We start from the raw sequence: 25,836 nt of genomic DNA, 5'->3' as shown, positions 1-25,836 counted from the left end.
GTCATTTGCCTGCACGGTCGCCTCGTTAGCCATTGGCTGACAAAAGGTCAGCGTTTGCGCAGGCGCGCCATGCTCAGGGTGTCGACCCATTGCCCGTCACGCACCGCGTAATCGCGGAACAGGCCTTCGGTTTCGAAGCCGAACTTGCGATAGAGGCCGATGGCCGCCTCGTTGTCGGCGTACACCGAAAGCTCGACCCGGTGCAGGTTCATCCAGTTGTCGGCGACGTCCAGCGCCGTTGCCAACAGCTTCGAACCCACGCCCTTGCCCTGCCACGCGACCGCAACGGCCATGCCGACACTGCCCGCATGGCTGCGGCGAATCCGCGAATACTGCTCCAGCCCCAGATTGCCGATCACCACCCCCTGATGCAGCGCCACCAGTTGCACCACCCGCTCGTTGTCCGGCGCCAGGCGTTTGCGCCAGACCTCGGTGGTCTGAAACGGCATCTGCAACACCTGCCGGGTCACGGCCGGGTCGTTATAGAGCGCGGTGATGCCCTCGACGTGGGATTCGTTGTAGCGCTCGAGGTGAATGGCGGGGTTGTGCTCAGGCATGAAAGATCCCTCCTGGATCAGTGCGTGGCCGGTCACTGTAAACCGCTTCTTCACGGATTCGCCACGACTGTTTAAAGCCGTTGACCGAAACGTCCGGCAAGCCACAACGGCTTGCGCCATTGCCTACGCATCCGCCAGAATCCGCCGGCTTGTGCGCCTTGGGGGCCAGCTCTATCGTTTCCGGGTCGCTGACGAATCAGTGATCGGGTCTCGCAGCCCGCGATCTCTAGACGCACAACATCCTCCAGTTTATGGCGGCTGTACGTGGGAGACCCTCGGGTCTGCCGGTTCTAGAGTCCCGGTCTGCGACCCGCGTATAGCTGCCACCTCTTCGTATCGCAGCGAATCGTGGCGGCTCCATGACTCTGGAGATTCAATCATGATCAAACCAACGCCAAACCCACCCGAAACCGACACCACCTCGCCCTACGAATCCCTCGACTCAAAGACCTTCCACGAAGCCGCCGAACGCGCCCTCGACCACTACTTCAATCCCCTGCTCCCCAGAAAACCGCTGCTCAAACCCAACACCCGCTACCTCATCGCCCCCGGCATCGACAGCGAAGAACTGCTGGCCGACGCTTGCGAAACCCTGACCTCGGCCAAAACCATGGCCACCGATTTCGCCGGGCTGGTGGACGGCTCGCATCGGCATGTGCTGCTGGGGATTGCGCAGTTGATCATGCTCGGCGAACTGGCGGTGAACCGGGCGCTGGATAATCTGGAGTTGGCGGCTGAGCCGCGGCCCTGAGTGCTGAAACCAAAAACGGCCCTGCATGGGCCGTTTTTTGAGTCTGTTTAAAAAACCAGAACAAAATTTATGCAGCTATTCAAACCACTCCTGTCGCTCATTGAACGTCCGCCGTATCAACTCCACCAGTACCTGCACCTCTTCAACCTCCTGCGATTCACTGTTCACCGCCAACCAAGCCTGCAACCGCATCGCCTCCTCAAACAACCCCGGCAACGCCACCAACCCGCGATCAAACCGGCTCATGTACATCGGCAACAACCCGATGCACGCGCTGCAACGAATCATCTCCAGCATCAGCTCGTAAGACTGCATCTGCACCACGCCGGCCAGACGCTGTTCAACCAGTTCATTCCACGGCCGAAAGCTGTCGATCTGCCGATCGTGCTGCCATTGCACCAGCATGAAATCGGCGAGGTCATCGGGGCTTTCCGGGCGTGCAGTCACGCGCGAATAGCGTTTGGCGATGTGCGGCTGGTATTCCAGTTGTGCAAGGCGTTGCGGTTCGCTGGTGGCGAAGGTCGGGCCCGGATGCGGGGTATCGCCGTGGGCGAGCCACAGCACGATGTCGGCGCTGACCGCGCGCAGGGCCAGTTCGCTGTCGAGGGCGATGATCTCGAGGCGCACGCTGGCGTTGCGGCGCAGCAGTGCGATGAGGTCGCGGCCAAGGATGTCATGCAGGATCGATTCGGCGACGGCCAGCCTGATCAAGGGCTGCTCAATCACCGGCAGCTTGCGTTCGTGGGCCAAAGCGATCAGTTGCGCCTGCAATTGCTGGCCTTCGCGGGTCAGGCTGAGGGCGCTGCCCTGAAAGCTGAACAGCGCGCATTGCAGTTGCTGTTCGAGCTGCGCCAGTTGCTTGCGCAGCAGGGTCGAGCGCACGTTGAGGCTGCGGGCGGCCTGCATGAAGCAGCCGCAACGGGCGCTGACCAGAAAGTATTGCGCGACGTCGCCGTCCAGGGTTGCGGCTTGCGCCAGCCAGGGTTCGTCCTTGTCCCGGGGCCAGCGGAAATCGGCGCTGCTCGGTCGTGCTGCGGGTTCGGTGAATGACATCGATGACTCCCTGTCGATCTTTGTTGTTTGCCTTTGCACACATTCCCTGTGGGAGCTGCGGTGGATCTGAATTACAGTTTTCCCTCCAGCACCTTGTTGAGCTCGGCCCCGTCGATGCTCAGCGTTGCGGTGTTGAGCATGCCGTCCAGATAGGCCTGGGCGATCTGTTCCTGACGCTGTGCCCGCAAGGCCTGGGTCAGTTGATCACGCAATTCGTCGAGGGTCGCGGTGCGGGCCGGTTGTTGTTCGGTGAGTTTGATCACGTGGAAACCGGCGCTGCTTTGAACGGGATCGGAGACCGCGCCAACCTTGAGCCGTGCCACGGCGCCACGTACTTCCGGCACCAGTTGCTGCAACGGTTGCAGGCCGGTGTCGCCGCCGCGTTCAGCGGTCAGGCGATCTTGGGAAAACTCCTTGGCCAACGCCGCAAAGCCAGCTGGGGTTGCCTGGGCTTTCTTGCTCAACTCCGTCGCCTGCTTGCGCACCGCCTCAAGGTTCTGTGGCTCATTCACTCCGAGGAAAATCTGGCTGACCCGATACAGCGCCGGCGTCTGCCAGTTGGCCTTGCCCGCGTCATATGCCTGCTGCAATTCAGCAGCGCTCGGGTAATCCGCCGGCACTTGGCTCACCGACTGCAAATAGTCGCGGAACACGATCTGTTCGGTGGCTGCACGGGTTTGCCGAACTACCTCCGGACGCCGCGCCCAGCCTTGGGCGTCGGCCTGTTCGAGCACGGCTTTTTCGGCCAGGCGTGAACGAATCCAGCGCTCCAGCGCCTCGCGATTGCCACGCAGTTGCTCGCGGGTCTGTGGCGGTACGGCGGCCAGCAGCGCCTGCAATTCCTCCGGCGACACCTGCTGATTGCCCAACCGCGCCACCGCAGGCCCGCTGTTGGCCGCAATGACCGGCGCCGGTTGCTGGGCGGCGACCGGGTCATTGCCCGGCCGCACCACCAGCGCCACGGCCACCACCAACAGCGCCACCGCAGCGGCGCTGATTACCATGGCAGGTTTTGTCACAGCGCGACTTCCTCTTGCTCAACCTTTGGAGCCTGGGTGGCAGCAGCGTTCTGGGTGAAATCACGCAGATACACGATGAACTCCTGCAACAGGCGATCCCACAGTTCCAGGTTGCCGCGCAGGTAATCGCCGCTGACGCCAGCGGCCACCACCACGTCCATTTCCATCACCAGAAACTCGCCCTGCAACGACAATCGGGCAAACCGGCGTGTTGCGTTCCACTGCTCGGCCACACCCGCCGGCAACTCACCCTGCACGCGCAAGGCGCAGCTGAAGGTGAAGTCGACGTAGCTGCCCTGCTCCACCACCGCAGGGTTGCCGAAACGCACGGCATAGCCGATGCCCTGGCTGGCGCTGAGCAACTGGACGATGCCGTTCTGTTCGGTCTGGTTGACGCGGTAACCGGCGGCTTGCAGCACGTCGGTCAGGGATTGCGGGGATACGTGGGAGATCAATTGAGTCATTACTTCTTCCTTGTCCATGAGTCTTTTAATCAGTGCGCGATCGCGGCTTGCGGCGCATCGAATTGAGTCTTGTACAGTTCATCGCCAAAGCCCTGAGCCAGTTCATCGAACTTGACCCGGGCACTGCCGGCGAAGGGCTGGCGGATCTTCATCACCTCGGCCACATCGATGTTTTCGTAGGCGCTGAGAATCTGCTTGGCCACGCCGTACATCTGCTGATTCTTGACCGAACATTGCTGCACTTGTGTGTCACGTTCAGCCAATTGCGCTTGAAGCTTAGACCGTTCTGCCTCTTTGGCACGGGCCATGACCAACAACTCGTCATAGGCTTTCTTGAACTTGCCGGTCTGCTCGTTGCTGGCCGCGACTTGCGCCTGGGCCTGGCTGTGCAGGGCTTGCTGCTGCCCGGCCAGTTGCTCGGCGAGGCCTTTGGCCTTGGCCAGTTCCGCGGTCAATTGCTTGATTTGCGCCTGCGCAGCCTTGGCTTCGTTCTGCGCCGCCAGTTGCGCGGCGCTGGCCTGGGCCTGCTGGCTTTGCAGGGTTTGCAGCTGCTGGGTGGTGCTGCGCAACTGGGTGCGCAGGCGCTCCTCCATGCCTTCGGCGCTCGCCCCGGTGGCGATCAACATCCCGAGCCCAAGCCATAAACAGCGGATTTTCATAACCCTCTCCCGGCGCTTAGAAGCGCGTATTGATCTCGAGCTGCATGACGTCGATGTCGAACGGCGCGCCATACACCGCTTCCGAACTCAGCCAGCGGCCGGTGGCGTAGACGTTCTTCGCCAGGCCGTAATTGCCGCCCAGGAAGTAGCCCTTGGCGTTGGTGCCGCCGAGGTGGAACGACGAATCGTTGAAGCCGTCCGGCAAGGCATCCGGCTGGATGTACTTGTAGCCGGCGAACAGGTTCCAGTCGCCCTGCTTCTTCAGCTCCAACGCGTTGCCGAGGGTGAACTGGACCATCCACGCATTGGCGCCGCTTTCGATGTTGCCGTTGCTGTCGAGGTTGTTGACCAGTTGCCCGGCCGAACGCTTGCGCATGTCGCCTTCGTCGTAGCCGAGGTTGTGGATGTAGTTGCCCTGGCTGCGCAGTTTGAAGTCTTCCGGCAGGTCGGCGTCCCACACCACGTTGAGGTCGAGCAGGTTGAACTCGGAAGCGAGACCAACGAACTGCGGTTGCGGCGTGGTGGTCGGGTTGAGCGGGTTCGGCGTGATGTCACGCAGCAGGAACACGCTGTTGCCCTTCTGCATGAATGCTGCGCGGGTGCCGTCGCTGTCGCAGCCCGGTGCGCCGGCCCAGGGTTCGCAAGGACTGGAGCGCTGGCCTTCGATGTCGTCGAAGCGGTAGTAGGCCAGCGCGCCTTTCAAGCGGTTGTTGCTGTTGATCGCCCATTTGGCGCCGATCTGCGCGCCGTACAGCCATTTGTTGTCGCTTTCTTCCTTGTCGAAGCCGTTGCTGGTGGTGGTGTCGTTGGTGTAGTCCACCGGGAACGCGCCGACGGTGCCGAACACGCCCCAGTCGCGGCTGAGCTTGTGGTCGAAAATCGCCGCCACACCGTCGAAGTTCAGGTCGTTGGAATACAGCATGTCGGTGGACATGAACGGGTTGGCGAAACGGCCACCGGTCAGAGTCAGCTCATCCGACGGCTTCCAGGTCAGGTAACCCTGATCGAGCCAGATGTCCTTTTTCGAGAAGCCGCCGCCGAGGTTCTGGGTGGTCGACACCGGGTTGTTGTCCGAGCCGGTGCCGATGCGGATGCCGGCGGTCCATTCCGGCGAGATCACCGCTTTCATGCCCAGTCGGGCGCGCAGGCGGAACAGGTTTTCGCGGTCTTCGCGGGTGTTGAGCAACGGCGGCAACGCGGTGCTGCTGTTGGGGTTCACGTCGTATGGGCCGTTGTTGTTGAGCTTGGCGAAGTCGACGATTTCGTTGCTGTTGCTGCCCGAGTAATAGCGCGATTCGTCACGCAGGCGAATGTCGCCGTCGAAGCTGATGCGCGACGCCCAGTCCGGGAAGGTGTTGGGCGCAGCCCAGTTTTCCTGCTTGGCGGTGGCCATGACCTCGGCCTTGACCTGATCGCGGATCTGGTCGCGCACCGCGGCCGGCACGTATTGCACCCGCACATCGCCAGGCGCTGCGACCGGCCCGGCTGCCACGGCGGTGGATGCGGCAGCCTGCTTGGCCTGGGCCGCTTCGTTCTGGGCCTGGGCAATCAGCGCGTCGGCCTTGTCCTGTTTCAGAATGCCCTGCTCGACCAGCAAGCGGATCAGATTGATCGTGGCGTTCTCCGAGGGCGCAGGCGCTGCCGCGGCCTGACCGACCAGGGTCGCGATGACCATGCCGACCGCCAGGGACAATCGATTCACGTTGGAAATCATCTGCACACAACTCCTTTTCATACAGCTTTATGAATTCGGTTAACCCGGACGCCGCCCTTGCAGGGACATGCGCACAGGCAAGGTGATGGAGGCCGGTGGCCGTTCGCTCAGGTGGGGCGCGTTACGCAAGGCGGCCAGCACCTGACTGTCAATCTCGGGGTTGCCGCTGGACTTGATCAGCTCGACCCGGGTGATCTCGCCGACGCTGCTCAGCCACACATCGGCCTGCAGCGAAAACGCGAGGTTGCGCAGGTCGGGGTTCTCGCGCAGCAGCTTCTGGAAAGTGAACGCCAGGAACTGGCTGTAGGTGCCGTTGCCCAGCCGCCCACCACCGGAACCGGCCATGCCGCCGCCCTTGCCCGCGCCGATGTTGAAGGCGTCGCTGCCGCTCTGGGCGTCGCCGTCCATTTGCATCGGGTTGGCCAGGTCGTCCGCCGGCGATGGCGGTGCCTCTTCCTCGGGCTTGACCTCTTGCGGTTCGGGCGTTGGCTCGGGCTCGACGATTTTTTCTTCCACCGGGGTTTCCGGCTCCGGCGGTTTTTCCGGCGGCGGTGGTGGCGGTGGCGGCAACGGAATGATCGTCGGCACCTTCGGCGCTTCCCGGCGGATGCCGCTCATGTCGTTGGCCCACTGCCACAACAGAAACGCCGCAATGGCGCTCAGCAGCAGCCCGGCGCCCCACTTCGCGTAGCGCAGTGGCGACTTCTTCACCGGCAAAGGCTCGATTGGCAGTTGTGCAGTCATCACTCAGCCCTGCGTCGGTTTGCCGGTAACGAGACCGACCTGGGACAGTTCGAGCCGGCGCAGCAGGTCCAGCACTTCGATGACTTTCTGGTACTGCACCGTAGCGTCGCCGCGCACGATCACCGGGAAGTCCGGGTTCTGCGCCTTCTCGATCCGCAGGCGTTCTTCCAGCTCCGGCAAGGTCACCGGGTAGGCGTCGAGGAACACCTGGCCGCCGTCGTTGACCGAAATCGCCTTGGTCTTGGCCTCGGACAGCGACACGGCGGCGCTGGCCTTGGGCAGGTTGATCTGGATCCCGGAGACCTGCGCGGTGGCGGTGAGGATGAACATCACCAGCACCACCATCAGCACGTCCACCAGAGGCGTGATGTTGATGCTGTCCACTGCGGCATCTTCGTCATCGTCGTGGGAGGCATTTACGGACGCCATGTCTTTGCTCCTCAGGCCGGTACGGAGTGGTTGGCGTGATGACCGCGCTGATGCGCCGCTTCACTGGACTGGCCTTCGCCGTGCATCTCCGCCAGCCGGGTAATGAACTCGTCGACGAACACGCGCATGTCGGCGCTGACTTCCTTGTTGCGGGTGATCAGGCGGTTGTAGCCAAACAACGCCGGGATCGCGACGAACAGGCCCATGGCGGTCGCCAGCAAGGCTGCGGCCATACCCGGCGCGATGGCGTTGATGTTGACGTCGCCGGCCATGGCCGTGCCGAGGAACACCACCATGATCCCCAGCACCGTGCCGAGCAGGCCGATGTACGGGCCGCCGGCGATGGCGTTGGACAGGGTCGAGAGTTTCGAGCTCAGTTGCTGGTTTTCCCGGGTGCGCACGCCGTCCATCGAGCAGCGGATGGCTTCGATGGTTGCAGCGGAAACCGACGAGGTATCGGCGCCCTGCTCGCGGCGGGTGCGGATCTCTTTTACCGCTACTTGATACAGACGCCACAGCGGCGAGTGCTGCAGGCGCTGGGCGAGTTGAGTGTCGTCGGCGAACATTTCCAGGCGGGTGCCGACCTTGGCGAATTGCACGCGGAAGTCTTCGTTGGCAGCAGTGACGCGGCTCAGGGTGCGGTTCTTGCGCAGCATGATGATCCACGACTGGAACATCATCAGCACCAGCACCGCGATGATCACCCAGGCGTCCACCGGCACCGCGTTGAGCAGGAAGCCGAGGCTGCCGAAACCGAAGCCGGACTGTTCTTCATCGACGCCGTAAGCCACCAGTTTCGACTCGGCGCCCTGGGAAGTGGCGTCGGCCAAAAGCAGCGGCGCCGGACGGGCGACTTTCGACAGGCGCAGTTCATCGATGGCGCCCACGAACGGCTGGAAAGGACCTTCGTGCAGATCCGCGCCGATGGCCATGACCGAGTTGAACGCCGGCATCGCCTGAGCCAGTGTCGCACCCTCGCGACCGTTGATGTACAGCGTCACTTTCGCCCCTTCGGCGGTCAGCGCGACGTGCTGCCATTGGCCGGGATTCAGCGGTTGCGTGGCGACGGCGCGCTGGCCGTCGATGTCCACGAACGGCACGCCCTGATTCACACCGACCAGCAGGCTGTTGGCACCTTCGCGGCGGGCCAGGATCAGTTGCTCGCCATTGGCCTGATCCAGTCGCAGCCAGGCACTGAAGGTGAACGCGCTGCCAGCGTTGTGCTGCAACGACGGACTGGCCGGCAACAGCAACGGCTGGCCGCTGAACTGCAAGGCCCGCCCTACTACGCCGTCAATGCTTGCGCCGGTCGCGCTCTGCGCGGTGTTGCCGTAAGCAGTAGTGTCTTTCGCCGGAGTGCCGGTGGCGCCGTCGAAGTGATAGAGCGCGGTGTAATTCGGATCGAACGTCAGTTGGCCGTTGCCGGTCGCCGGGGCTTTCTGATTGCCGTAATACATCCAGATGTCCTGACGCTGACCGCCCTCGACATTCGGCACATCGACCCAGATCAGCGCCATGCCCATCAGCGCGTCGAAACTTTCGATCTGGTGGTTGAGCACGGTCTTGTCATCGGCGGCGACAAAACGCAGGTCCGAGCCGTCCTCTTTCACGCCGTCGAAGGTGAAATTGCCGGTGTGCAGGCGCACCAACAGCGCGGTGCGGCCGAGGGCCTGATTGATCGCGGCGCCTTGCGGCGTGGTGTCGACGGCGATCTGTTTGCGGTAATGCCAGTCATCCTGCCACCAGGCCTGAGCCGTGGCCGGGAGCACGAAGCCCAGGCAGATCAACAACGAAATGAAAAGGCGCTGCATGAAAAGTGCTCCTGTTAGAAAGTGGCCTGAAGGTTGAAGTGCAGGCGCGATTCCTGTTTCGAGGTGTTCGGCCCTTCGAGTAGCGGATAGCCCCAGTCGAGGCTGCCGGACAGCCATTTGCTCAGGCTGGCGCGGGTGCCGAGGCCGACGCTGGCCAGGGCGTAATTGGCGTCCTGATCCGGCAGTTCGTCGCGCAGGTAGAGTTGCGCGCCCTCGGCGAAGGCGTAGAAGCGCCAGTCCTGCATCCAGCCGCCGACGTACTTGGCCAGCGACGGTGTGCGCAGCTCTTCGCTCAACAGGAAGCCGTCATCGGCGGTGCGTTCGGCAGCCAGATAACCGCGCACCGAAGTGGCGCCACCGGCGGAGAATTGTTCGTTGGAAACCAGCGGCCCCGACGCCAGCTGGAACGCGGCTTTACTCGCGCTCTGCCAGTCGCTGTCGAAGGTCCAGGTAAAGTTGGTATCGCCCTTGAGCACGGCGAAACTCGGGTTGGCGCGGTAGCGTTTGTAGTCGAAGTCTTCGTCGGAGCTGCCGTAGCCAAAGATGCTGCGAGTGGCGGCGACCAGGCTCAGACCCAGGCCGAGCTGGCTCTTTTCGCTGTAGCGATAGCCGTTGTAGGCGAAGGTGAACGGTGCGTATTTGAGCGGCACCTTATCGCTCTCGCCGGACAGGGTCAGGCGTTCGTCGAAGTCCTTGAAGTCGATGCCGGCCGACAGCGAGTTCGACCAGTTGCCGCTGGACGGGATCGTGTAGATCGCCGCTACGCCGTAGGAATGGCCCTTGCCGAGCACGTTGCTGCCGCCGATGGTGGCGACGTTGCTGTCGGACTGGTAACCGGAGAACTGCACGCTCCAGCGCTCGGTCAGCGGCGCGGTGTAAGAGCCGGACCAGACCTTGGCGTTGTCAGTCTCCTGCGGCGCGGTGAAGAACGTCAGGTTGACGCTGTGCCCCAACTGCCAAAGGTTGTTGTAACCAAGACTGGTGACGGTGCGCAGTTTTTCGGTGTCGGCGCTGTAGTCGTTGTTCAGCCCCACGCTGGCGGTCCACGGGTTCTGGTCTTCGACCTGCAAGTCCACATCCATGGTGCCGGGGCGCTGGCCTTCGCGCACCAGCGGCATCACCTGCCGACCCGGGGTCTTGTTGAGCTGCGCCAGTTCACCCTGAACCTTGGCGAAGTCCGGCACCTCGCCTTCCTTCAGCGCCGGGACATTGTCGCGAATATCCAGCGGCGAATAGTGTTTGGCGCCGACCACCCGCACCCGGCCGACCTTGGTTTCGCTGACTTGCAGGTAGACGATGCCGTCGGCCACCGCCTGCTCCGGCAGTTCGACGAACACCGATTGATAACCGCGCTCCTGATAGGCCTTTTGCAGGGCATCCCGCGCGCCTTCGATGTCGCTCAAGGCTTTTTGCGGGCCGAGGAACGGGTACACCGCTTCTTCGATCGCCCGCGCATCGAGCACGGTGTTGCCGCGCACGAAGTATTCGTTGACGTCCACCAGACGCTGCGCCGCTGCGTTCTCGGCCTCTTCGGCGAACGCCGGCTGCGCGCCGGCCGTCACCAGCAGCCAGCCCCACAGCGCCAGCCGTGACGTGAAAATCTGCTCCACACTACCCCCTGAAATTCGCGATGACCTGTTGGCGCTTTTGCGCCTTGCGTGTGCGTCAATGACTGGCGTTGTTAATTGCTGACGTGCGGGACCGCGGCGTGCTTGCCCAGCCAGGTGTGCAGCAGCGCGAAGTTCAGCGAGAACTCGGGCATTTGCAGCAGCGCGCCGCAGAACACTTCACCGATGATTTTCTGGATGAGCTGCACCGCACGCGGCTCGTTGAGCAGCGTGGCGATGTCGCGACTGAGGACGTTGAAGCTCCAGACTTTCTGGTTCAGGCCCAGGCCGACGAACCAGCGGAACAGCAGGTTGTAATTGAGCTGTTCGTAGAGCTGCTGCTCGCTGGGCACCGAATACAGCAGTTGCAGGAGCAGGATGTGCATGACCGTCTGCGGGGCGATCAGCATGCCGGGTTGGGCATTGAGGTCGTGCAGGAGGTCGCGGTGGGCGTCGAGCAAATCGTCGATCTGCGGGCGCAGCAGCACCAGCGAATGCCCCGGCGGAATGTAGCTGGAGACCTCTTTCAAGGCGCCCTGCCAGTCATCCTGCGACACGATCCAGACCCACGGCGCGCCGTAGCGATACACCGAAACCGGCTTCTTGCGCGCGGCTTCGACGATCTTCGACAGGCGTTGATCGAGTTCCTGCATGCCCACTTTCGAGTAGCGTTCCATAGTCCCCATTGCCTCACTCCCGGCGTCCCGCCTCGGCTTGTGAAAAGCGCCCCTCAGGGCCCCTCAAGCGCGTTACATAGGCATGACCGGACTGGCGATGTGCTACCGAACTTTTGTCATAAAAGCTTCATTACAGAAATTGATCGGGATTTGGCAGACAACACAAAACCCTGTGGGAGCGAGCCTGCTCGCGAATGCGGTGTGCCAGTCAAATAGATGCTGACTGACAGGACGCCTTCGCGAGCAGGCTCGCTCCCACAGGGGGGATTTGTGGTGGTTTTGAGTCAGGTGTAGACCGGCCAGGTATCGACAATCTTGCCGCCACGCACCGCCAGCAAATCGCCGAATTGAAGGAGGACGGCTTCAGTCTGGGTCGGACGCAGGAACACTTGATCCTCCACAGTCAGCCCCACGGCATTCGAACCATTGACCATCTCCTGATTCGAGCTACGGCCGTAAACACCATTGCTCTGCAATCCGGGCGGTGATTCGAACTCGGCCATCCAGTTGCCGCCGTAGATGAAAAAGGTCTGCCGCTGGTTGGTGTCCCACCACGAAAACAGTTTCGACTTGTCATCCAGCGCCGGAATATTCACCGCCCCCGTGCTTTTCAGCACCGGCGTGGCGATGTACGCGGCAGGTTCATGTTCAACCAGCGACGGCAGATCGTAATGCGTCGGCTTGAGCATCGCCGTCCCCACCGACACTTCACTGCTCAGGTGTTCGTTTTCATGCATGCGATAACTAGGGCTGCCGGCGGTGTTCAGGCACAAGCCGTCATGCCACAGCGCCGGATATTGCTGCCGGGTGAAGTCGATGCAGCGCTGATAAATCACCATCACCTTGGCAAACAGTTCCTCGGGCGAGCCAAGAATCCCCGGCACGCCCATGCCCACGAACGGGTCGTAGCCCATGAACCCGGCGAACTCCAGGTGCTGCGGGTTGGCGGCGATCAGCGTGAGCATCTGCCCGAGCACGTTCACGTCACTGACGCCGCCCCGGTGCAGGCCGACGTCGAGCTCGATATTGATCCGCATCCGCGTGCCCAATCCCTGGGCCAGCGCGAGGTATTGCTGCAAGCGTTCGGGGTTGTCGATCAGCCATTGCAGTTGCTTCGTCGGGTCGAACGGACCTTTGTGGGTTTGATAGAACAGCTCGGCAGAACGGACCGGCAACGGCTTGCCGAGCAGAATGTCCGACTGCGGAAACGTCACCGCATCGTGATTGAGAAACGGCTGATGAAACGACATCAGTCGCTGCGTCCCTGCCCGTTGAGCGATGTAACTGAGCAGGCCCGGTGACGGCAGCGACTTTTCCACCAGCCGCAACTGCTTACCTGCGCGTTTGACCGAGCGCATTACCACGTCGATGTTGTGATCGAGGCGATCCAGATCGATCAGCAACACCGGGCGCATCGGGCCGTTGGCCTTGAGTTCGTTGTTCAGCGCTCGGAAATAGTCGCTGTAAGGCCCGCCGCGATCCCCCGGCCGCAGCCACGCACCCACGCCCACCAGCAACGCACCGACACCCAACGTACCCAGCACGAAATCACGTCGATTGACCGCCATCAGCTCACCCCCAGAATCGACAAAAGATGCCCGTTGAGAAACTTGCCGTTCGGGTCCAGCGCCTGGCGTACCTGAATGAATTCCTGCCAGCGCGGATAGAGCGTTTGCAGCGTGCGGGCATTGAGCGTGTGCAACTTGCCCCAGTGCGGGCGGCCGTTGTACTTCCAGAAGATCGGCTCGACGGCGGCGAAAAAGTTGTGATGGTCCATCTGGTAATGCTGGTGGACCGAGATCGAACAGCTGTCGCGGCCTTCGAACATGCTCAGCGGAATGTCGTCAGCCTTCACGTAGCGGTACTCGATGGGAAACCAGGTGCGCAGGTCTTTGTCGCGGATCAGTTTGAGAATCTCGCGCAGGCAGGCCGGGCCGTGTTCGGCGGGCACCGAATATTCCATCTCGTTGAAACGCACGGTGCGCACGTTGGCGTAGATGTCGAACGAGTCGCCGACCCGGTCGTCGAAACTCGCCAGGTGCCGCAGGCTGTTGAGCAGCGAACTGCGCAGGTTCGGGAAATCGCTGCCGTACTTGTCGATCTTCTCGATCAACGTCACGAACTCGTTGCCGCCCTCCTCTTCGGGCGGGATCGGCGGCGTGGGCGGGTCAGTGGTTTCGTTGAGGGCGATCGACAAGGCGTAATCGGAATGGGTGACGACGAGCATTTCCCAGTGCTGGTTTTCGCGGGTGTTCTTGTCCAGGTCTTCGAGCAGTTCTTCGGTCTTGGCGATCCACTGGGTTTCCCGCAGGCGATAGGCCGGGCGGTTTTGCAGGCGGATTTTGGTCGCCACGCCCAACGCGCCGAGGGATACCCGCGCGGCGTTGAACACTTCGGGATGACGCTGGCTGTCGCAGTCCAGCACCTCGCCACTGGCGGTCACCAGTTGCAGTCCGCAGACGTGGGCCGAGTAGGACTGGAAGGTTTTGCCGGTGCCGTGGGTCGAGGTGGAAATCGCCCCGGCGAGGGTCTGGTAATCGATGTCGGCCATGTTTTGCAGGGCCTGGCCGATGTCCTTGAGCGGCACGCCCATGCGCGACATCGGAGTGCCCGCGGCGAATTCGGCTTGCAGGGTTTTCGGGTCGTGATCGAGCAGACCATTGAAATAGCTCAACGACAGCAACGTGCCATCGGTGGGCACCAGCGCACTGAAGGAATGCGCCGAACCGACCGGACGAATCTTGCCCGGTGCCTGCTGAATGACCGTCGTCAGCTCATCGAGATTCTTCGGCGCCACCCGCGCCGCCGGCAGGCAACTCTGCCCGCCCGACCAGTTGCGCCAGGGAATCAGCCGCGGCGCGCGCATCAACTGGCCCAGCGCCGGATTGGAAGCCAGCGCGCTGAACGCGCCGACGATGCTTGCCCGTTGCAACAACTGCCGGCGTGTCAGATCTATCGGCATGCCAGGGTCCTTATTGTGGGAGCGGCTGGTCGGCCATGAAGCCGATCAACTGAAGGAATTGGTCTTCCGAGCACTCGACGCACTGGCCCATCGGCGGCATACCGTTGTAGCCGTTGATGGCGTGGTCGAGCAGCGTGTCGGCGCCCTGCTGGACGCGCAGTTCCCAGGCCTTGCGGTCACCGGTCAGCGGCGCATTGGCGGCGGGGTTGGCGTGGCAGAGCTGGCAGCTGTTGGCGTAGATCTGCGCCAGCGCCAGGTCGGAGGGCATGGCGCTACGGGCGATGCCGGATGAGGTCGGGGAGTTGGCGTCTTCGCCGCAACCGGCCAGTGCAACGGCCAGCATCAGCAGCCAGGTGAATCGGGATGCCCGCATAAAGATCCTCGCGTGAGGTGCCGCTTATTGTTGTGATCACACCTTAAGGCAGCGACGGCGGCGGGTTGAGGGCATTGCGGGACAGTGAGGGGGGCATACGGGGCCAGTCAGGGCTTACGCCTTGCGTGACATTCCCGTGACATTTGCGGGTTTAAATTTCAGTGAATTCAGGCGTATAACCTGTAAAGCCTTTTCCAATCGGCCCGCCGACATCTTCTACGGGGTAGCGACATGACCACAGCAAACATCCTTGGCAACCTGTTCCCTTCTGTCAGCGACATCCCGGAAAAATACCGCCTCGACGGTCAGGTCGAGCAACGCGAATACCTGGTCGATGGCCAGCTGCGCCGCTGGGACGGCCCGCTCGCCACCGTGCGCAGCCCGGTCTACCTGCACGGCGACAACGGCGACGAACAAGTGATCCTCGGCAGCACACCGCTGCTGGACGCCGACACCGCTCTCACCGCCCTCGACGCCGCCGTGCGCGCCTACGACCGGGGCCAGGGCCTGTGGCCGACCCTGCGCGTGGCCGAACGCATCCAGCACGTCGAAGCCTTCCTCGGGCGCATGCGCCAGCAGCGTGACGCCGTGGTGAAACTGCTGATGTGGGAAATCGGCAAGAACCTCAAGGACTCGGAAAAAGAGTTCGACCGCACCTGCGACTACATCGTCGACACCATCAATGCGCTGAAAGAACTCGACCGTCGCTCCAGCCGTTTCGAGCTGGAACAGGACACCCTCGGCCAGATCCGCCGCGTCCCGCTCGGCGTGGCGCTGTGTATGGGCCCTTACAACTATCCCCTGAACGAGACGTTCACCACTTTGATTCCGGCGCTGATCATGGGTAACACCGTGGTGTTCAAACCGGCCAAGCTCGGAGTGCTGCTGATCCGCCCGTTGCTTGAAGCCTTCCGCGACAGCTTCCCGACCGGCGTGATCAACGTGATCTACGGCAGCGGCCGCGAGACCGTCAGCGCGCTGATGGCCAGCGGCAAGATCGACATCTTCGCCTTCATCGGCACCAACAAGGCCGCCAGCGACCTGAAAAAGCTGCACCCGAAACCACACCGTTTGCGTGCCGCGCTGGGCCTGGATGCGAAGAACCCCGGGATCGTCCTGCCCGAGGTGGATCTGGACAACGCGGTCAGCGAAGCGGTCACAGGTTCCCTGTCGTTCAACGGCCAGCGCTGCACCGCGCTGAAAATCCTGTTTGTGCATGAGGATGTGGTCGACAGCTTCATCGAGAAATTCAACGCCAAACTGGCCAGCCTCAAACCAGGCATGCCATGGGACAGCGGGGTTTCGCTGACGCCGCTTCCAGAGTCAGGCAAGGTCGATTACCTGCATGGGCTGGTGGCTGATGCGCAGAGCAAAGGCGCCCGGGTGGTCAACCCGAATGGCGGCGAAGCGCGGGCCTCTTTCTTCTACCCGGCGGTGTTGTACCCGGTGACGCCGCAGATGCGTGTCTATCAGGAAGAGCAGTTCGGCCCGGTGGTGCCGATCGTGCCGTACCGTCACCTCGATACCGTGATCGACTACGTGCTGGAATCGGACTTCGGCCAGCAACTGAGCATCTTCGGCACCAACCCGGTGGCGGTCGGCCGCCTGGTCGACACCTTCGCCAACCAGGTCGGGCGGATCAACCTCAACGCCCAGTGCCAGCGCGGCCCGGACACCTACCCGTTCAACGGGCGCAAGAACTCCGCCGAAGGCACGCTGTCGGTACACGATGCGCTGCGAGTGTTTTCGATCCGTACGCTGGTGGCGACCAAGTTCCAGGAACCCAACAAGGATCTGATCAGCGAGATCATTCGTGGACGTGATTCGAACTTCATCGCCACCGACTACATCTTCTGAGGAGGAATCAGCGCTGAGCACTTTCAGCCCCCACCGTTGGCCGCCGCTGTTGCGGCGGATCCTGCGGCCATTGCTCGACCCGTATCGACGTTATCGCCATGCACGAACGATTCACGCGGTGCGGGTCGCGCTGGGATTGCTGGCGACGATCCTGCTGACCACCGGCATCAACCTGCCCCACGGCGAGTGGGCGTCGGTGACCATGCTGGTGGTGATCGGCGGCTTGCAGCACCACGGCAACATCGGCAAGAAAGCCGCCGAACGCGCCACCGGGACCTTGATCGGTGCCGGCGTCGGTTTGTTGATAGTGGCGCAGCAGGCGTGGCTTGGCATGCCATGGCTGACCTATTTTGCGATGGCGGTGGTGTGCGGATTCTTCTCGTATCACGCCATCGGCAAGGGCGGCTACACCGCCCTGCTCTCGGCCATCACCGTGTTCATCGTCGCCGGGCATGGCGACAACCCGATCACCGACGGGCTGTGGCGTGGGGTCGATATCCTGATCGGCATCGCCCTGGCCCTGGCCTTTTCCTTCGCCCTGCCGCTGTACGCGGTGTACTCGTGGCGCTACAACCTGGCCGACGCGCTGCGCGATTGCGCGACGGTGTACGGACGGATCATCGGCGGCCAACCGGTGACCGCCGACGAACACTTGAAGTTGATGAACCGGCTGAACGCGGTGATGGTGCAACTGCGTTCGCTGATGCCTTCTGTGTCCAAGGAAGTCAAAGTGTCGATGACCGAGCTGGACGCTATCCAGCGCAACCTGCGCATGTGCATCAGCACTCTGGAAATCCTCGGCAACATCCGCCCGGACGCCAACGACCCCGACGCCATGACGCACCTGCAAGCGGCGCTCAAGGCCGAACACCGGCACATTCGCGTGCAATTGATCGGCATGGCCCGAGCGTTGAAATCCGGTGCGGTCCAGCGACTGGGACGTCCGGTGGAATTGCCGGACGCCAGCCTCGACACGCCGATTTACAGCCCGCTGGATGGCTACCGTCTGCTGACCCGACAACTGGCAGCCAACATCGGCGAGATGCGCCAGCGTCTGGCGAAGACTGAGCCGCGCTGGAATATCTGAGACTTTTCCGATGTAACAAACTCGACATACTCTCTACAATGCGCCTCCACAATGGACGTGGACGGACGCTTCAATGCAATTCAGGACGAATATCAATGCCTTGCGGGCGCTTGCCGTGCTATCGGTGGTGCTCTATCACTTCGCGGTTCCAGGGTTCGGCGGCGGATTTTCAGGCGTAGACGTGTTCTTCGTCATTTCCGGCTTCCTGATGACCGGCATCATCTTCACCGGTCTGGAACAGCAGCGTTTTTCGCTACTGGGGTTTTACGCTTCGAGAGCCCGGCGCATTATCCCGGCGTTGCTAGTGGTGTGTCTCGCCCTGCTGCTGTTCGGTTTCGTCTTTCTGCCGCTGGATGACTTTCGCGACGTCATCAGAACGATCAAAAGCAGCCTGCTGTTCAGTTCCAACTTCATGTTCGCCAAGGGTGGCAGCTACTTCGACGCACCGCTGCACGAGAACTGGTTGCTGCACACCTGGTCGCTGTCAGTCGAATGGCAGTTCTACATGCTGTATCCCTTGCTGCTGATGGCGCTTTACAAGTGCCTGGGCGCACAAAAGACCCGCTACAGCTTGTTGATACTGGCTGCTGCGTCTTTTGCCGCCTCGACTGTCATCACACGCTCGGATCCGGTGTTTGCCTTCTACATGCTGCCGACCCGAGCCTGGGAATTGATTGCCGGTGGCCTCGTATTTCTCTTTCCCTTGCAACTGAGCAAGCGCAACGGCTCCATCTGTGAAGGCCTTGGGCTTCTGGCAATTTTGGGTAGTGTGTTGTGTTTTTCGGAACAGGACCTTTGGCCGGGTTACCTGGCACTCTTGCCGGTTCTGGGCACGGTACTGGTGATTTACGGTAATACCCGATCGGTTTTCAGCACGTTCAAGCCACTGCAATTGACCGGCACCATTTCCTACTCGGTTTATCTGTGGCACTGGCCACTGGTGGTTCTTCTCTACACTTGTGGCCTGCTCAATAGCTGGCCACACGTCTGGGGCGCAGTGTCGCTGTCATTTGTTCTGGGTGCCGGGTCGTATTACCTGGTGGAATCCAGGATCAAGCCGATAAAGTCGGTACGCGGTACGCTCTTCAGGTATGCATCGTGGGTGACCGGAATGGTTGTCGTGTCTGCCGCGACGGCGTCGCTGGTCAAGAATCACCCATCACTGCGCTTTGCCTTTGTCGACCTCGGGCAACCCGAGTACACCAGCAAACTCTATACCCAGGAATGCCACCCGAATGCCCATGGCGCAGCCGATTGCAAACTGGGCAACGGCGAGGTGTCAGTCATTCTGTTTGGCGACAGTCATGCGCAATCCACCGCCGCTGCCGTGCAGATGGATAATCCGCAAGCAGCTTTGTCGTGGTCCCTGGGCGGTTGTCCGACATTGCAGAACTTCCAGATGCACGACAAAACACTAGAGCGTAAATGTCAGGCGTTCAATCACGAAAAACTGCAAATATTGAAGAATTCATACACGGGAATTCCAGTGGTGCTGTTCAGCAGAGCGGCGCTGTATGCCGATCCGAGTCGTAACAACAGCTATCGGATTCGCTTTCCCGATCAGCAGCCAATGTCTTTCAGCGAGGCCTACGTCGCTGAATACGCGAACACCGTGTGCGCCATCGCCGAAAACCATCCGGTTTACATCGTCAAACCAATCCCGGAGATGCCGTTCAGCGTCTATAAAGGCCTGAATCTGCATCAACGCATTTTTGGTGACACTGCCGATATTTCCATCCCGTTGCAGGATTACGAGCAACGCAACCGAATCGCCAACGATGCCATTGAAACTGTGGCGAAACGGTGCAATGCACAGGTGCTGGACCCGACCCCGCTGCTTTGTCCGGACGGTAACTGCATGGGGTCAAAGCAAGGTGTGCCGTTGTATTTCGACGATAACCATCTGGTCGATGCCGGCAATCAACAACTAAGAGGACTGTTCAAAGCCGCGGTCAAGGAGATCTGAATTCACTGAGCGAGCAGACGACGTGACTTCAATCCCCAACCCTGTTGCATGCCGGCTGCTGCCAGCAGGATTGCCGCCACGCCGACCCATTGCAGAGTTTGCAGTTGGTGGCCGAAGGCAAACCAGTCGACGAAAATCGCCGCGATCGGGTATATGAACGACAGAGCGCCGGTCAATGCGGTCGGCAGTTTCTGAATCGCGCCGTAAAGCAGCACATACATCAGACCGGTGTGGACAATGCCCAGCGTCACCAGACTGGCCCAGGCACTCGGTGCCTCGGGCATCGCTGAAAAATGCGCGAATGGCGCGAGCAGTAACACCCCGGTGCAGACCTGAATCAACGCAATCAGATGCGGCGGTGTGCCGGTCAGGCGCTTGATGATCAACGCGGCGATGGCGTACAGAAACGCCGCCCCCAGTGCCAGCGCGATCCCCATCAGGTAATCATTGCCACCCTCGCCCTGCCCCCCATGGGCACTGACAATGGCCAGCATCCCCATGAAAGAAATCGCCAGCCAGAACAGCTTCTGCAGGGAGATCTTCTCGCCCAGAAACAATGCCGCCAAACCCACCAGCATGAACGGCTGCACGTTGTACACCGCCGTGCCGATGGCAATCGATGCCCGTGAATAGGAGGCGAACAGCAGCACCCAGTTGCCGACAATTGCCACCCCGCTGAGCACCGCCAGCAGGAAGGTGGTGCGGGTCAGGATGCCTGGGCGCAGAAAGCCGAATGCGGCGCAGATCAGCAGCAAGGTCCCGGCACCGAATACGCAGCGCCAGAACACCACGTCCAGCACCGGTTGCCCCGACACCAGCACGAACCAGCCGATTGTCCCGGATATCAGCATGGCGGCGGTCATTTCGAATGAGCCGCGACGGATTGTTTTGTCCATCATCAATCTCCTTAATGTGTGGCAAAAGTATGCCAAGCGAGACCGAAACTTCTCCAGCGCAAAAAGCAGGCTAAACTCGGTTTCTGCCTTTTTTATCAAGGGTGGTTTGTGCCATTCGCCTAATGCTGGAGTTTCTTGTATGACCGACGATATCGACCAGATCCTGATCGGGGCTCTGATGGAGGATTCGCGCCGCTCGCTCAAGGCCCTTTCGCAAATCAGCGGGTTGTCCTCGCCCAGCGTGGCCGAGCGCCTGCGGCGTCTGGAGGAGCGCGGTGTGCTTAAGGGTTACACCGTAGAGATTGACCCGAAGTGCTTCGGTTATCAGTTGCAGGCGATTGTCCGGGTGCGGCCATTGCCGGGGCAGTTGCAGGGAGTGGAGCGGCAGATCCTTTCGATTCCCGAGTTCACCGAGTGTGACAAGGTCACCGGAGAAGATTGTTTTATCGCGCGCCTGCATGTGCGCTCGATGGAGCAGCTGGACACCCTGCTTGACCGGTTGAACACGCTGGCGGAAACCAATACCGCTATCGTCAAGAAGACCCCGGTGAAACGACGATTGCCGCCGATGGCGTGAGCGGCGTAGATTGTGTTTTTTCCGACGAAGGATTGGCGGTATGAAAATTCAGGCAATGATGCTGGCGATGTTGATGCTGGCCGGGTGCGGGACGGTGCAGACCGTGGCGTTCAGCGATAAGTCTTCCACCGACCAGTTGAAGACTAAAAAATCCTACTGCGGCGCTGTACCGCGCATCTACAGCGGCGTGACGTACGATTTCTGCATGCTGCACGCCGAAAAGCCGGATGACGTCGATGCGTTCAACTACAAGAACGCGACGCCGGGTCTGCTGGTCGATGCAGCCGTGTCGGGAGTGCTCGATACGTTGCTGTTGCCCTACACGATTTACAAGCAACAGGCAGACGGCAGCATCGAGATCAATTGAGCGCCTGCTCGCATTTTCGCAGGCAACAAAAAACCCGCTTTCGCGGGTTTTCTGTTTATAGCGGTGCAGCGATCAGTCGTCGCGGCTCATGATGCCGAAGATCTGCAACAGGCTGACGAACAGGTTGTAGATCGATACATACAGGCTGATGGTCGCCATGATGTAGTTGCGCTCGCCGCCGTGGATGATGGCGCTGGTCTGGAACAGGATGCAAACCGAGGAAAACAGCACGAAACCTGCGCTGATCGCCAGTTGCAGGCCGCTGATCTGGAAGAACATGCTTGCCAGCGTCGCACCCAGCAGAACGAAGAAACCGGCGGTGATGAAGCCACCGAGGAAGCTCATGTCCTTGCGGGTGATCAGCACGTAGGCCGACAGACCACCGAACACCAGTGCGGTCATCGCGAACGCGGAGCTGACCACTTCAGCGCCGCCCTGCATGCCCAGGTAACGGTTGAGGATCGGGCCGAGCAGGAAACCCATGAAACCGGTCAGGGCAAACGCCGACACCAGGCCCCAGGCGGAATCACGGAGCTTGTTGGTGAGGAAGAACAGCCCGTAGAAACCGATCAGCACTACGAAAATATTCGGATAGCCGACCCGCATCTGCTGGGCCACGAACGCCATCACACCGCTGAATGCGAGGGTGAGCGCCAGTAGACCGTAAGTGTTGCGCAGGACGCGGCTAACCTCTAGCTGCTCAGCCTGCACGCTGTTGTGAACTGCGTAATCCTGTTCGCGCATGGCGACACTCCTGTTGGTTTGAAACGTTCAGTCGCAAAGATCATAACAGACGCTCTGTAACAAGCCATGCACAGAGTTTGACAGTGTGTTTCATTCAGGTATTATGGCGCCCGCAACGCAACGGAGGTGTGGCCGAGTGGTTTAAGGCAACGGTCTTGAAAACCGTCGACTGTAACAGGTCCATGAGTTCGAATCCCATCGCCTCCGCCATCTTATGTACGACAAAGCCCTGATTATTCAGGGCTTTGTCGTTTCTGGCATCCGGGAATTTTACTCCTCTCCCTCAGGAGGGTTTGCGCATCTTTCCGGTCATTTCCGCCCCCCTGCTCTTCCGACACGGCTGCGCGCGCCCCCAAAAAAATTTAGTTCCTCCACCTCGCAACTGAGGGAGGCAGCTGTCTTCAACATGCGGTTTTCAGTCAAAAGCCGACAGTCCCAAAATCAAGCGTTCTGACGTCCGAAACCTGACGATTGTGTTCGGAATGTAGAAAAGTCTTTCCCTGATTCGCTCCTGTTTCCACAAAACCCTCGAGCCTAAAGTTCGTCCTGCCAGCAAGATCACACTTACTTCAGGAAATCTCATCATGAAAACTGCAATGATCATCGTCGCACTCTTGGGCTTCAGCTCTGTGGTAGCGGCACAGGACGGTAATGCCAAGAATCAACAGGTCGAGCAATATGGCTACGGCACCCACCTTGATATCGCCAAGGTCATCTCTGAAGACCCGGTGCCGGATATTTGTGCAGTCGTACCGACACACATGACCTACCAGGATTCGCAAGGCAAACAACACGTACTGGCCTATAACGTCATGGGCCGTTGCAGCCAAGGCTAATTAACCTGTTCGCCGATCATTGCGCCTCGGGAAGTTGCTTCATCGAGGCGCAAATACCTTTCTGCCCCGCAGCGTTTCAACCGATAAGTGCTTTGGCCGTGGCTGCCAGCTGACTGCCAACCTGATCTTTCAACGTTTCGATGAAACGCGTGATTTTGGCATCGACGAACTGTCGCGAGGTATAGACGGCATACACGTTACGCTCGTAGGTATGGTAGTCAGGCAAAACCCGCACCAGCTTGCCGGAGCGCAGATCGTCGATGGCCGTGAAACCGGCCAGCAAGCCAATCCCGGCACCCTCTCGAATGGCAAGCGCCATCGCATCCATATCGTTGACGCTGAAACTCGGCCCTGTCGGGATAAATGTCGCGTCCCCCGCCTTGCTTTTGAGCTGCCACTCATCCCGCGCATAGTCCACCGTACCCAGCAGCAAACACTGGTGATCACGCAGATCTTCAGGCGTCTCAAGAGGCGCATGCCGGGCCAAGTAGTCTGGCGACGCCACCAGAACACAATGGCTGACACCGATCTTTTGGCTGACGTATGCGGAATCGGGTAGCGCTCGGGCGATCAGAATCGAGACATCCAGTTGGTCTTCCAGCAGGTTAGGCATACGTTGTGAAAGCAGTAAATCCACGGACACCTCCGGGAATTGCTGGCGGTAATCCAGCACGGCCCGCGTGACCAGATGCCGAGCCAACCCGGGGACGCAATGCACCCGCAGTGTTCCACGAGGCTCCAGCGCCGCATTGCTGGCTTCGGCTTCGGCACTTTCCAGATCAGCCAGAATTTTCGTGCAGCGCTCATAGAACCGTCGCCCCGCATCGGTGACCGACAGGCGCCGCGTCGAGCGCTGCAACAGCCGTGCGTCGAGCACGTTTTCAAGCGCCGATACAGCACGCGATACGTTACCGACCGTGGAGTCCAGATGATTGGCCACGGCCGTGAAACTGCCCATCTCGACAACCTTTATGTACACCGACATGTTCGAAAGCTTATCCATCGCGACCTTCCTGTGGATCTGGCGCACACCCGTGATAACCGCTTTTTTCAGGATGCTACACGGTCGGCCCGCAGCCCGATATTACCTCTGCAGACAACAATGATTCCCTTCGGCCCGACTAAATCAACGGGCCCTCCCTCCATAGACTTGGTTGCACAAGCTTCCTGATCAGGCTCTGCGGCACAGCCCATCAGGCACCGAGCTTCATACGAATCTCACAACCAACTGAAGGCCACATCATGAAGACTTCCTACGATCCGCTTTATCTTTTCATCGGTGGTGAATGGCTCAACGCCGCAGGGCGCGAGACTGCCGCCGTTGTTAACCCGGCAACCGGCCGGGAAATCGGACGCGTCCCACTCTCCACCGCAGACGACCTTGATCACGCTCTGGCAGTGACTCGCCTGAGCTTCGAGCAATGGCGCCAAACCGTACCCGACAAACGCGCAAAAATTCTCAAACGCGCCGCCGACCTGATCCTCGAACGTGCACCGCAGATTGCTGCGCAGATGACCCTGGAGGAAGGCAAACCGCTGGGTGAAAGCCTGGATGAAGTGACCCGCGCGGCGGAGTATTTCGAATGGTTCGCCGAAAGTGCCCGGCGAATCGATGGCCGTGTGGTCCCGGCCAATCGACCAGGCGTGCTGCAACTGGTCAAACGCCAAGCCATCGGCCCGGTGGCCGCATTCACGCCCTGGAATTTCCCGGCCATCACCCCGGCACGCAAACTCGCGGCAGCGCTGGCTGCGGGTTGCAGCGTCATTCTCAAGCCAGGTGAAGAAAGCCCCTCCACAGCGCTGGCCCTGGCGCGTGCACTCGACGATGCAGGATTGCCCAAGGGTGTGCTGCAAGTGGTCTTTGGCGTACCGGATCAAGTGTCCAGCCATCTGATCGCCTCGCCGATCATCCGCAAAGTGACGTTCACCGGTTCGGTGCCCATCGGGCGCCTGCTCTCTGCACGAGCGGCTGAAGGCGTGAAGCCCATCACCCTCGAACTGGGTGGGCACGGACCGGTTCTGGTATTCGAAGATGCCGACATTGAAAAAGCCGCCATTGAAGGTGTCGCCAATCGGTTTCGCGGGACCGGGCAAGTGTGCATTTCATCCACTCGGTTTCTGATCCAGCGTGGTGCCTATCAAGCCTTCGTTGATCACTTTGTCGCTGCGACCCAGGCCCTGCGGATCGGCGACGGCTTGCATCCTGACACCCAGGTCGGACCGTTGGCCAACCCGAGGCAATTGGCAAAGATGGAAGAACTGGTCGCCGACGCCGTCGAAAAAGGTGCGCGGGTATTGGTCGGTGGTGAAGCCTTGTCAGGCGAAGGCTACTTCTTCCAACCCACGGTTCTGGCGGATGTGCCGATGGATGCCCGCGTGATGCACGAAGAGCCTTTCGGCCCGATCGCCGTGCTGATGCCGTTCGATGAACTGGCTGATGGCTTGAGAGAAGCCAACCGCCTGCCCTACGGCCTCTCTGCCTACGCGTTCACCTCCAACGCGCGCACGGCCATTGATGTCGCTGACGGATTGGAGGCCGGGATGATCGGGATCAACCAATACCGCATCGTCGCTACCGAGCTCCCCTTCGGCGGGATGAAAGAAAGCGGTCACGGCTCCGAAGGTGGCATTGAAGGTATCGAGCACTATCTCACCCACAAATTCATCAGCCAGGTTTAAGGAGCTC

The 25,836-nt window shown here is 60.7% G+C and carries 25 protein-coding genes and 1 tRNA gene; 9 read left to right on the top strand and 17 right to left on the bottom strand.

Annotated elements, in window-relative coordinates:
* Positions 1 to 47: 47 nt before the first annotated feature.
* On the bottom strand, positions 48 to 557 hold the full coding sequence (locus CAF76_RS00410; RefSeq protein ID WP_085646443.1) for a GNAT family N-acetyltransferase: 510 nt from the start codon (positions 555 to 557) through the stop codon (positions 48 to 50).
* A 379-nt stretch (positions 558 to 936) separates the two neighbouring features.
* On the opposite strand from CAF76_RS00410, the gene CAF76_RS00405 reads away from it, so the two are divergent.
* Positions 937 to 1,308 carry a DUF6124 family protein gene (locus tag CAF76_RS00405; RefSeq protein WP_085646442.1) on the top strand — a complete coding sequence of 124 codons (372 nt, stop codon included), beginning with the start codon at positions 937 to 939 and terminating at the stop codon, positions 1,306 to 1,308.
* Positions 1,309 to 1,383: 75 nt separating this feature from the next.
* On the opposite strand, the gene CAF76_RS00400 is transcribed toward CAF76_RS00405, so the two are convergent.
* The 13 genes from CAF76_RS00400 to CAF76_RS00340 all read right to left on the bottom strand — a co-directional run bounded on the left by CAF76_RS00400 (position 1,384) and on the right by CAF76_RS00340 (position 14,820).
* A complete protein-coding gene (locus CAF76_RS00400) occupies positions 1,384 to 2,361 on the bottom strand; it encodes a LysR family transcriptional regulator (RefSeq protein ID WP_085646441.1) in 978 nt (325 codons plus the stop codon).
* 71 nt (positions 2,362 to 2,432) lie between these two features.
* Positions 2,433 to 3,380, bottom strand: coding sequence for a peptidylprolyl isomerase (locus tag CAF76_RS00395; RefSeq protein ID WP_085646440.1), 948 nt, complete (start codon positions 3,378 to 3,380; stop codon positions 2,433 to 2,435).
* Positions 3,377 to 3,844: a YbjN domain-containing protein gene (locus tag CAF76_RS00390; protein WP_085646439.1), complete on the bottom strand. Its 468-nt coding sequence runs from the start codon at positions 3,842 to 3,844 to the stop codon at positions 3,377 to 3,379. The genes CAF76_RS00395 and CAF76_RS00390 overlap by 4 nt, the downstream gene beginning before the upstream one ends.
* A 29-nt stretch (positions 3,845 to 3,873) precedes the next feature.
* Positions 3,874 to 4,503, bottom strand: a complete 630-nt coding sequence (locus tag CAF76_RS00385; RefSeq protein WP_085646438.1) for a DNA repair protein — start codon at positions 4,501 to 4,503, stop codon at positions 3,874 to 3,876.
* Positions 4,504 to 4,519: 16 nt separating this feature from the next.
* Entirely contained in the window at positions 4,520 to 6,217 is a 1,698-nt protein-coding gene (locus tag CAF76_RS00380; RefSeq protein ID WP_007955107.1) for a putative porin, read from the bottom strand.
* 39 nt (positions 6,218 to 6,256) lie between these two features.
* Positions 6,257 to 6,961 (bottom strand): energy transducer TonB, encoded by a 705-nt coding sequence (locus CAF76_RS00375; protein ID WP_085646437.1) that lies wholly within the window; start codon positions 6,959 to 6,961, stop codon positions 6,257 to 6,259.
* Between the two features lie 3 nt (positions 6,962 to 6,964).
* The gene (locus CAF76_RS00370) at positions 6,965 to 7,390 is read right to left on the bottom strand and encodes a biopolymer transporter ExbD (RefSeq protein ID WP_007955109.1); all 426 of its coding nucleotides are present in this window, start codon (positions 7,388 to 7,390) and stop codon (positions 6,965 to 6,967) included.
* Between the two features lie 11 nt (positions 7,391 to 7,401).
* The gene (locus CAF76_RS00365) at positions 7,402 to 9,201 is read right to left on the bottom strand and encodes a DUF2341 domain-containing protein (protein WP_085646436.1); all 1,800 of its coding nucleotides are present in this window, start codon (positions 9,199 to 9,201) and stop codon (positions 7,402 to 7,404) included.
* Positions 9,202 to 9,215: 14 nt separating this feature from the next.
* On the bottom strand, positions 9,216 to 10,811 hold the full coding sequence (locus CAF76_RS00360; protein ID WP_085611750.1) for a ShlB/FhaC/HecB family hemolysin secretion/activation protein: 1,596 nt from the start codon (positions 10,809 to 10,811) through the stop codon (positions 9,216 to 9,218).
* 71 nt (positions 10,812 to 10,882) lie between these two features.
* A complete protein-coding gene (locus CAF76_RS00355) occupies positions 10,883 to 11,494 on the bottom strand; it encodes a transposase (RefSeq protein WP_082934408.1) in 612 nt (203 codons plus the stop codon).
* A gap of 275 nt (positions 11,495 to 11,769) precedes the next feature.
* On the bottom strand, positions 11,770 to 12,978 hold the full coding sequence (locus tag CAF76_RS00350; RefSeq protein ID WP_178076153.1) for a DSD1 family PLP-dependent enzyme: 1,209 nt from the start codon (positions 12,976 to 12,978) through the stop codon (positions 11,770 to 11,772).
* Positions 12,979 to 13,052: 74 nt separating this feature from the next.
* Positions 13,053 to 14,381, bottom strand: a complete 1,329-nt coding sequence (locus CAF76_RS00345; RefSeq protein ID WP_178076152.1) for a D-arabinono-1,4-lactone oxidase — start codon at positions 14,379 to 14,381, stop codon at positions 13,053 to 13,055.
* Positions 14,382 to 14,457: 76 nt separating this feature from the next.
* Positions 14,458 to 14,820 (bottom strand): cytochrome c5 family protein, encoded by a 363-nt coding sequence (locus tag CAF76_RS00340; protein ID WP_085646433.1) that lies wholly within the window; start codon positions 14,818 to 14,820, stop codon positions 14,458 to 14,460.
* 231 nt (positions 14,821 to 15,051) lie between these two features.
* Here CAF76_RS00340 and CAF76_RS00335 point away from each other — a divergent pair, with 231 nt between their 5' ends.
* The 3 genes from CAF76_RS00335 (at position 15,052) to CAF76_RS00325 (ending at position 19,730) form a co-directional block, all read left to right on the top strand.
* On the top strand, positions 15,052 to 16,677 hold the full coding sequence (locus CAF76_RS00335) for an NADP-dependent glyceraldehyde-3-phosphate dehydrogenase (protein ID WP_085646432.1): 1,626 nt from the start codon (positions 15,052 to 15,054) through the stop codon (positions 16,675 to 16,677).
* Between the two features lie 46 nt (positions 16,678 to 16,723).
* The gene (locus CAF76_RS00330; RefSeq protein ID WP_172829531.1) at positions 16,724 to 17,764 is read left to right on the top strand and encodes an FUSC family protein; all 1,041 of its coding nucleotides are present in this window, start codon (positions 16,724 to 16,726) and stop codon (positions 17,762 to 17,764) included.
* A 73-nt stretch (positions 17,765 to 17,837) separates the two neighbouring features.
* Positions 17,838 to 19,730, top strand: a complete 1,893-nt coding sequence (locus CAF76_RS00325) for an acyltransferase family protein (protein ID WP_085646431.1) — start codon at positions 17,838 to 17,840, stop codon at positions 19,728 to 19,730.
* 2 nt (positions 19,731 to 19,732) lie between these two features.
* On the opposite strand, the gene CAF76_RS00320 is transcribed toward CAF76_RS00325, so the two are convergent.
* Positions 19,733 to 20,626 carry a DMT family transporter gene (locus CAF76_RS00320; RefSeq protein WP_085646430.1) on the bottom strand — a complete coding sequence of 298 codons (894 nt, stop codon included), beginning with the start codon at positions 20,624 to 20,626 and terminating at the stop codon, positions 19,733 to 19,735.
* A 139-nt stretch (positions 20,627 to 20,765) separates the two neighbouring features.
* Here CAF76_RS00320 and CAF76_RS00315 point away from each other — a divergent pair, with 139 nt between their 5' ends.
* Together CAF76_RS00315 and CAF76_RS00310 are read left to right on the top strand one after the other, a co-directional pair.
* Entirely contained in the window at positions 20,766 to 21,203 is a 438-nt protein-coding gene (locus CAF76_RS00315; protein ID WP_085646429.1) for an Lrp/AsnC family transcriptional regulator, read from the top strand.
* A gap of 40 nt (positions 21,204 to 21,243) precedes the next feature.
* Positions 21,244 to 21,570 carry a YceK/YidQ family lipoprotein gene (locus CAF76_RS00310; RefSeq protein WP_064596208.1) on the top strand — a complete coding sequence of 109 codons (327 nt, stop codon included), beginning with the start codon at positions 21,244 to 21,246 and terminating at the stop codon, positions 21,568 to 21,570.
* A 72-nt stretch (positions 21,571 to 21,642) separates the two neighbouring features.
* Here the strand turns inward: CAF76_RS00310 and CAF76_RS00305 are convergent, their stop codons facing one another.
* A complete protein-coding gene (locus tag CAF76_RS00305) occupies positions 21,643 to 22,314 on the bottom strand; it encodes a Bax inhibitor-1/YccA family protein (RefSeq protein ID WP_007955123.1) in 672 nt (223 codons plus the stop codon).
* Between the two features lie 122 nt (positions 22,315 to 22,436).
* On the opposite strand from CAF76_RS00305, the gene CAF76_RS00300 reads away from it, so the two are divergent.
* Both CAF76_RS00300 and CAF76_RS00295 read left to right on the top strand, forming a co-directional pair.
* Positions 22,437 to 22,524 (top strand) — tRNA-Ser (locus CAF76_RS00300).
* A 374-nt stretch (positions 22,525 to 22,898) separates the two neighbouring features.
* Entirely contained in the window at positions 22,899 to 23,150 is a 252-nt protein-coding gene (locus tag CAF76_RS00295; RefSeq protein ID WP_085646428.1) for a DUF2790 domain-containing protein, read from the top strand.
* 76 nt (positions 23,151 to 23,226) lie between these two features.
* Here the strand turns inward: CAF76_RS00295 and CAF76_RS00290 are convergent, their stop codons facing one another.
* Complete coding sequence (locus CAF76_RS00290) at positions 23,227 to 24,153, bottom strand: LysR family transcriptional regulator (RefSeq protein ID WP_085611760.1); 927 nt, start codon at positions 24,151 to 24,153, stop codon at positions 23,227 to 23,229.
* A 239-nt stretch (positions 24,154 to 24,392) separates the two neighbouring features.
* Between CAF76_RS00290 and CAF76_RS00285 the strand changes: the two genes are divergently transcribed.
* Entirely contained in the window at positions 24,393 to 25,829 is a 1,437-nt protein-coding gene (locus tag CAF76_RS00285; RefSeq protein ID WP_085646427.1) for an NAD-dependent succinate-semialdehyde dehydrogenase, read from the top strand.
* The last annotated feature ends 7 nt before the right edge of the window (positions 25,830 to 25,836 follow it).

This window comes from Pseudomonas sp. B40(2017), assembly GCF_002112855.1.
GTDB lineage: Bacteria > Pseudomonadota > Gammaproteobacteria > Pseudomonadales > Pseudomonadaceae > Aquipseudomonas > Aquipseudomonas pharyngis.
This window is presented reverse-complemented; position numbering and strand designations above follow the sequence as displayed.

Excerpts from the sequence above, each read along its gene's own strand:
- CAF76_RS00390 (WP_085646439.1), bottom strand. The coding sequence starts at position 3,844 with ATGACTCAATTGATCTCCCACGTATCCCCGCAATCCCTGACCGACGTG.
- CAF76_RS00320 (WP_085646430.1), bottom strand. The coding sequence starts at position 20,626 with ATGGACAAAACAATCCGTCGCGGCTCATTCGAAATGACCGCCGCCATG.
- CAF76_RS00305 (WP_007955123.1), bottom strand. The coding sequence starts at position 22,314 with ATGCGCGAACAGGATTACGCAGTTCACAACAGCGTGCAGGCTGAGCAG.
- CAF76_RS00290 (WP_085611760.1), bottom strand. The coding sequence starts at position 24,153 with ATGGATAAGCTTTCGAACATGTCGGTGTACATAAAGGTTGTCGAGATG.
- CAF76_RS00400 (WP_085646441.1), bottom strand. The coding sequence starts at position 2,361 with ATGTCATTCACCGAACCCGCAGCACGACCGAGCAGCGCCGATTTCCGC.
- CAF76_RS00370 (WP_007955109.1), bottom strand. The coding sequence starts at position 7,390 with ATGGCGTCCGTAAATGCCTCCCACGACGATGACGAAGATGCCGCAGTG.
- CAF76_RS00310 (WP_064596208.1), top strand. The coding sequence starts at position 21,244 with ATGAAAATTCAGGCAATGATGCTGGCGATGTTGATGCTGGCCGGGTGC.
- CAF76_RS00325 (WP_085646431.1), top strand. The coding sequence starts at position 17,838 with ATGCAATTCAGGACGAATATCAATGCCTTGCGGGCGCTTGCCGTGCTA.
- CAF76_RS00385 (WP_085646438.1), bottom strand. The coding sequence starts at position 4,503 with ATGAAAATCCGCTGTTTATGGCTTGGGCTCGGGATGTTGATCGCCACC.
- CAF76_RS00340 (WP_085646433.1), bottom strand. The coding sequence starts at position 14,820 with ATGCGGGCATCCCGATTCACCTGGCTGCTGATGCTGGCCGTTGCACTG.
- CAF76_RS00375 (WP_085646437.1), bottom strand. The coding sequence starts at position 6,961 with ATGACTGCACAACTGCCAATCGAGCCTTTGCCGGTGAAGAAGTCGCCA.
- CAF76_RS00335 (WP_085646432.1), top strand. The coding sequence starts at position 15,052 with ATGACCACAGCAAACATCCTTGGCAACCTGTTCCCTTCTGTCAGCGAC.
- CAF76_RS00380 (WP_007955107.1), bottom strand. The coding sequence starts at position 6,217 with ATGATTTCCAACGTGAATCGATTGTCCCTGGCGGTCGGCATGGTCATC.
- CAF76_RS00365 (WP_085646436.1), bottom strand. The coding sequence starts at position 9,201 with ATGCAGCGCCTTTTCATTTCGTTGTTGATCTGCCTGGGCTTCGTGCTC.
- CAF76_RS00405 (WP_085646442.1), top strand. The coding sequence starts at position 937 with ATGATCAAACCAACGCCAAACCCACCCGAAACCGACACCACCTCGCCC.
- CAF76_RS00315 (WP_085646429.1), top strand. The coding sequence starts at position 20,766 with ATGACCGACGATATCGACCAGATCCTGATCGGGGCTCTGATGGAGGAT.
- CAF76_RS00285 (WP_085646427.1), top strand. The coding sequence starts at position 24,393 with ATGAAGACTTCCTACGATCCGCTTTATCTTTTCATCGGTGGTGAATGG.
- CAF76_RS00410 (WP_085646443.1), bottom strand. The coding sequence starts at position 557 with ATGCCTGAGCACAACCCCGCCATTCACCTCGAGCGCTACAACGAATCC.
- CAF76_RS00295 (WP_085646428.1), top strand. The coding sequence starts at position 22,899 with ATGAAAACTGCAATGATCATCGTCGCACTCTTGGGCTTCAGCTCTGTG.
- CAF76_RS00355 (WP_082934408.1), bottom strand. The coding sequence starts at position 11,494 with ATGGGGACTATGGAACGCTACTCGAAAGTGGGCATGCAGGAACTCGAT.